A 5,933-nucleotide genomic window follows, 5' to 3' on the forward strand; every position below is an offset into this window, starting at 1 on the left:
CGGAACCCCGGCGGCGCCGACCGGACCGGCCGCCTCCGCCGTCGTCCTGCTGGCCGTCACCCGCGGACCGGCCGTCGCCCGACGGCCTGTTCTCGCCCGAGGGCTTGCCCTCACCCGGGGACTTCCCTTCGCCCGAGGACTTCTCCTCGTCGGCGGCCCCCTTGCTCGTGCCGGAACGGCCGCCCGCCTTCGCGGGCTTGTCGTCCGCGGGCTGCTCGGCCTTCCCCTTGGCCTCGCTCACGCCGTCCAACGGCAGGGTCGCGGCACCGCTCGCCTCGTCGGCGGCCGAGGGCGCCTCACCCGTGGACTTGCCGCGCTTGTTCTTGCCCTGACGCTCACGAATCGCGGCGATCAGATCGCCCTTGCGCATCCCGGTGGTGTCGCCGATGCCCAGCTCGGTGGCCAGCGCCCGAAGTTCGGCGATGACCATGCCCGACAGACCGCCGGGACGCCGCTTCGGAGTCGTGGCCGAACCGTTGGACTGCGACGCCTGCTCCCCCGAGCCCGACGATTCCGCCTGGGTCTCCACGTCGCCATTCAAAAGATCGGTGTTGCTCACACATGTCCTTCCTGACCGGTCCACGCCTCCACGCGTGAACCAGCGGACCGCCGCCCGCGTCCGAATTGCGAGACGGCGTACTAGGGTCCCTGTGCAGACGGGTCCGACGCCGAGGTTGCGAAACACGAGCGGAGGAACCGCCGTCACGAGACAAGGCCGGTCACCGCGTCCACCGGAGACCCGCCGAGAACGAACGGAAAGATCCGATCCGGATAGATCCGCAAACCAGTACCGGGTGCGGGAATGCACGGTGACCGAACGCCTCCGAGGGTAGACCGCCGGAAGTCCCGGTGCAACAACCACCCCCCACGTGGCGTGGCTCACGCCGCACGGTATGCGACGGCGGGCCGAACCCACCGCACACGGGGTCGGCGCGCACCCTGCCCCGCGTCAGTCCGTGGAGACGCGCACGCCGACCGGGTCGACGGGCAGTTCGAAGACGTCGAATCCCTCAACGTCGATCTCGCCGGGCAGTATTCCCGTCGTCGTCAGCGCGAGCACCGTCGGCCCCGCGCCGGAGACGACGGCCGCGACGCCGTGGGCCCGCAGTGCCCGGACAAGGCGCACCGTGGCGGGGAACGCGGGCTCCCGGTAGTCCTGGTGCAGCCGGTCCTGCGTCGCCACCGGCAGCAACTCCGGGCTGCTCGTCAGCGCATGCACCGCGAGCGCGCTACGGCTGACCGCGAAGGCCGCGTCGGCGTGCGGCACCCGCTCCGGCAGGAGTCCGCGCGTCTCGCCCGTCGACGAGCGCTCGGCGGGCACCGCCACCACGGGGCGAAGGGAGGGATGCGGTTCGAGCCGCCGCGCGTGGAAGCGGCCCTCGTCCTTCCAGGCCAGAACGAAACCGCCGAACAGGCTCGCCGCCGCGTTGTCCGCGTGGCCCTCGAACTCGGCCGCGAGGCGCAGTGCCGACTCGTCCGGTTCGGCGCCCGCGAGGGCGTAGCCCGCGGCCACCCCGGCGACCGCCGCGGCCGCCGACGACCCGAGTCCCCGGGAGTGCGGGATCGCGTTGTGACAGCGCAACCGCAGCCCCGGCACGGGCACGTCGAGGAACCGGCACGCGCTGTGCAGCGCGCGCACCACCAGGTGGGTCTCGTCCGTGGGTACCCCGGACATGTCCCCGGCCCCCGCGTCGAGCACCTCGACGCCGAGTCCGGAGTCGGTCACGGCGACCTCCACCACGTCGTGGAGGCCGAGCGCCATGCCGAACGTGTCGAATCCCGAGCCCAGGTTCGCCGTCGACGCCGGGACCGTGATCGTGTACCGCACCCCGACGCCGGCCTCCCGATCGGCGGCCGCGGGACGGACCACGGGCGGCGTCACGACAGCTCCAACGCGGCGGCCACGGCACGCGGATCGACGGCCAGCGGCTCCACCTCGACGTTGTTCTCCAGCGCCGTCGCCGGGTCCTTGAGCCCGTGTCCCGTCACCGTGCACACGACCGTGGCGCCACGCGGCAGGCGGCCGTCCGCCGCCGTGCGCAGCAACCCGGCCACACTCGTGGCGGAGGCGGGTTCAACGAACACGCCCTCGCGACTGGCGAGCAAGCGGTAGGCCTCCAGAATGCGCTCGTCGGTGACGGACTCGAACAGTCCGCCGCTGGCCGTTTTCGCCTGCACGGCAGGTTCCCACGACGCGGGGCTGCCGACGCGGATCGCCGTCGCGACGGTCTCCGGGGACGGCACCGGCTCACCGCTGACCAGCGGGGCCGCACCGGCGGCCTGGAAACCGAACATCCGGGGAACCCGCTCCACCAGCTCGTCGGCCGCGTACTCGGTGTAGCCCGCCCAGTAGGCGGTGATGTTGCCCGCGTTGCCCACGGGAAGGCAGTGCACGTCCGGGGCATCGCCCAGCACGTCGCAGATCTCCCACGCCGCGCTCTTCTGCCCGACCAGCCGCACCGGGTTCACCGAGTTCACCAGCGTGACCGGGTAGTCGGCCGCGGTCTTGCGGGCGAGTTCGAGGCAGTCGTCGAAGTTGCCCTCCACCTGGAGGATGCGGGCGCCGTGCAGCACGGCCTGGGCCATCTTGCCCAGCGCGATCTTGCCCTGCGGCACCAGCACCGCCGTGGCCAGTCCCGCACGCGAAGCGTAGGCGGCCGCCGAGGCGGAGGTGTTGCCCGTGGACGCGCAGATCACCGCCCGCAACCCGCTCGCGCGGGCGTGGGTGATCGCCACCGTCATCCCGCGATCCTTGAACGACCCGGTCGGGTTGGCGCCCTCCACCTTCAGGTACACGGCGCACCCGGTGAGCTCGGACAGGTGCGGGGCGGGCAACAACGGCGTGTTGCCCTCCCCCAGCGTCACGACCTCGGCGCCCTCGGGAACCGGGATGCGCGAGGAGTACGCCTTGATGACGCCGGGCCACCCGGGCGTCGCACCCTCCGCCCGGCCCTGTGCCGCACCGACCGCGTTCACGAGTCCTCGCCTTCCACCCGCATCACACTGACCACTTCCCTGACCACGTCGAGCTTGCTGATCTCGTTCACCGTGGCCTCGAGCGCCGCGTCGGGCGCCAGGTGCGTCACGACCACGAGGCTCGCCGTGGAATGCTTGTCGCGCTGGCGCACCGCCGCGATGCTCACGCCGTGCACGGAGAACACCTGCGCGATCTGCGCCAGCACACCCGGACGATCCGCCACGTCGAGGCTGATGTGATAGCGGGTCGGCGTCTGTCCCATCGGACGCACCGGCAGCGCGGCGTGGGCGGACTCGCGCGGACCCCGGCCGCCCGCAACGCGATTGCGCGCGGCCGACACCAGATCGCCGAGTACCGCACTGGCCGTCGGGGCACCACCCGCGCCCTGGCCGTAGAACATCAGCTCACCCGCGGCCTCGGCCTCGACGTAGACCGCGTTGAACGCGCCGCCCACCCCGGCGAGCTGGTGCCCGCGCGGAATCATCACCGGGTGCACGCGCGCCGACACCGACTCGGCGCCGTCGTCGGCGGTGACCCGCTCGCAGATCGCCAGCAGCTTCACCGTGCGGCCGAGCCGCTTGGCCGCCGCGATGTCGGAGGAGGTGATCCCCGCGATGCCCTCGCGGTGCACGTCGGCGGCCGTGACGCGGCTGTGGAACGCGAGCGAGGCCAGAATCGCGGCCTTCGAGGCGGCGTCGTAGCCGTCCACGTCGGCGCTCGGGTCGGCCTCGGCGTATCCGAGACGGGTCGCCTCGTCCAGGGTCTCGCCATAGCTGGCTCCGGTGGAGTCCATGGCGGACAGGATGAAGTTGGTGGTGCCGTTGACGATGCCCATCACGCGCGAGATCCGGTCGCCCGCCAGCGACTCGCGCAGCGGGCGCAGCAGCGGGATCGCGCCGGCGACCGCGGCCTCGTAGTAGAGGTCGGCCCCGGCGGTGTCCGCGGCCTCGGACAGCTCGGAGCCGTACTCGGCCAGCAGGGCCTTGTTCCCCGTGACCACCGACCGGCCCTTGCGCAACGCGGTGAGCAGCCAGCCCCGTACCGGGTCGATGCCGCCGATCAGCTCGACGACGACGTCCACATCGGACTCCACCAGCGCGCCGGCGTCCGAGGTGAGCAGGTGCTGCGGCAGTTCCGGGTGCCGGTCCGGCCTGCGCACCGCGATCCCCGCCAGCTCGACCGGAGCACCGACCCGGGCCGCGAGCTCGTCACCGTGCTCGAGCAGCATGCGCGTGACCTCGCCGCCGACCGTGCCGCACCCGAGCAACGCGACCCGGACGACCCCTTCGCGATTCTCGCTCACGACACCTCCAGTCGAAGCATGTCCTCGTTCGTCTCCCGCCTCAGCAGCAACCGATGGTTGCCGTTGCGCACCGCGACCACGGCCGGCCGAGGCTGCCGGTTGTAGTTGCTGGCCATCGAGTAGCAGTAAGCGCCCGTGGCGGCCACCGCGACCAGATCGCCGGGAGCCAGCGTGTCGGGCAACCAGCAGTCGCGGACGACGATGTCGCCCGATTCACAGTGCTTTCCCACCACTCGGGACAGCGCGGCTCCGACCTCCCCGGGCTGACCGTCGTCACTCGCCCGCGAGACGAGACGGCAGTCGTAGGCGGCGTCGTAGAGCGCGGTGCGGATGTTGTCGCTCATGCCGCCGTCGACGCTGACGAACCGGCGCACCGCGTCGTCGCCCAGCGCCACGTCCTTGATCGTGCCGACCTCGTACAGCGTCACCGTGCCCGGTCCCGCGATCGCCCGCCCGGGCTCGCCCGCGATGCGCGGCATGGGCAGGTCCGCGAAGGTGCACTCCTTGCGCACGATCTCGCGAATCTGCGTGACCATCTGCGCGGGTGGCGGCGGGTTGTCCCGGTCGGTGTAGGCGATGCCGAACCCGCCGCCGAGGTCCACGGTGGTGAGCTGGTCGAGCGCCTCGGGACCGTGTTCCTTGCGCAGGTCGGCGATCAACCCGATCACCCGGCGCGCCGCGACCTCGAAGCCGTCGGTGTCGAAGATCTGGGAGCCGATGTGGCTGTGCAGGCCGACCAGGCGCAGCGACGAGGTGTTGAGCACCCGGCGCACCGCCTCGGCGGCGTCGCCCCCGGCCAGCGAGAAGCCGAACTTCTGGTCCTCGTGCGCGGTCGCGATGAACTCGTGGGTGTGCGCTTCGACACCCACGGTGACCCGCACGAGCACCGACTGGGTGACCTCGTGCCGGGCGGCGATGTCGGCGAGCCGGGCGATCTCGTAGAAGGAGTCGAGCACGACCGTGCCGACCCCGGCCCGCACCGCCGATTCCAGCTCGTCGCTCGACTTGTTGTTGCCGTGGAAGGTGATCCGCTCGGGCGGGAACTCGGCCCGCTCGGCTATCGCCAGCTCACCGCTCGAACACACGTCGAGGCTCAGCCCCTGCGCGGCCACCCACCGGGCCACTTCGGTGCACAGGAACGCCTTCGCGGCGTAGTGCACCAGCGCCGGGTCGTCGAACGCCTCGGCGTACTCGGCGCACCGGGACTTGAAGTCCGCCTCGTCGACGACGAACAGCGGCGTGCCGTAGGTCCGGGCGAGCTCCCGGACGTCCACCCCGGCGATCCGGACGACGCCGTCGGGCGCGCGGTAGGTGTTGCGTGGCCAGACCTTCGGGTAGAGCCGGTCGAGCTCCTCCGAACTGGACGGTGGAAAACCGGCCTGGTCCACGTGCGGGTAGACCTCCGCGTGCCGAGGCCCCGCTGGGTGTGCGCACATTGCTACGTTCCTTTACGGCGAGCCCGCGCGACGCGTCTCACGCGCCGCGCGGCGCTACGGACTTGGCCACGTTGTCGACTCCTCCTCCGCCGCCGCGCCTGCCGACGGGTCACGGCGATCACACCGGCGCGTGCGTACCCTGGATGCGTGAGTAACCGGAGCGGTCTGTTCAAGCTGCTGGGCCTGTGCCTGCTCGCGGGTGTGTTGACGGCCGGAC

The 5,933-nt window shown here is 71.9% G+C and carries 5 protein-coding genes; all 5 read right to left on the reverse strand.

Translation table 11 applies throughout. The features are described 5' to 3' along the window. Positions 1–559, reverse strand: a 559-nt coding sequence (locus SACSA_RS21615; RefSeq protein ID WP_048876454.1) for a Rho termination factor N-terminal domain-containing protein, incomplete at its 3' end; no start/stop codon positions are given. A 390-nt stretch (positions 560–949) separates the two neighbouring features. Then, positions 950–1,828 (reverse strand): homoserine kinase, encoded by an 879-nt coding sequence (thrB, locus tag SACSA_RS0105115; protein ID WP_028661554.1) that lies wholly within the window; start codon positions 1,826–1,828, stop codon positions 950–952. 50 nt (positions 1,829–1,878) lie between these two features. Then, on the reverse strand, positions 1,879–2,976 hold the full coding sequence (thrC, locus tag SACSA_RS0105120) for a threonine synthase (protein WP_019814083.1): 1,098 nt from the start codon (positions 2,974–2,976) through the stop codon (positions 1,879–1,881). Then, positions 2,973–4,280 carry a homoserine dehydrogenase gene (locus SACSA_RS0105125; RefSeq protein ID WP_019814086.1) on the reverse strand — a complete coding sequence of 436 codons (1,308 nt, stop codon included), beginning with the start codon at positions 4,278–4,280 and terminating at the stop codon, positions 2,973–2,975. Before SACSA_RS0105125 ends, thrC begins: the two co-directional genes overlap by 4 nt. Then, positions 4,277–5,716 carry a diaminopimelate decarboxylase gene (gene lysA, locus SACSA_RS0105130; protein WP_028661555.1) on the reverse strand — a complete coding sequence of 480 codons (1,440 nt, stop codon included), beginning with the start codon at positions 5,714–5,716 and terminating at the stop codon, positions 4,277–4,279. The genes SACSA_RS0105125 and lysA overlap by 4 nt, the downstream gene beginning before the upstream one ends. Between the last annotated feature and the right edge of the window lie 217 nt (positions 5,717–5,933).

Source organism: Saccharomonospora saliphila YIM 90502 (assembly GCF_000383795.1).
GTDB lineage: Bacteria > Actinomycetota > Actinomycetes > Mycobacteriales > Pseudonocardiaceae > Saccharomonospora > Saccharomonospora saliphila.

Excerpts from the sequence above, each read along its gene's own strand:
- lysA (WP_028661555.1), bottom strand. The coding sequence starts at position 5,716 with ATGTGCGCACACCCAGCGGGGCCTCGGCACGCGGAGGTCTACCCGCAC.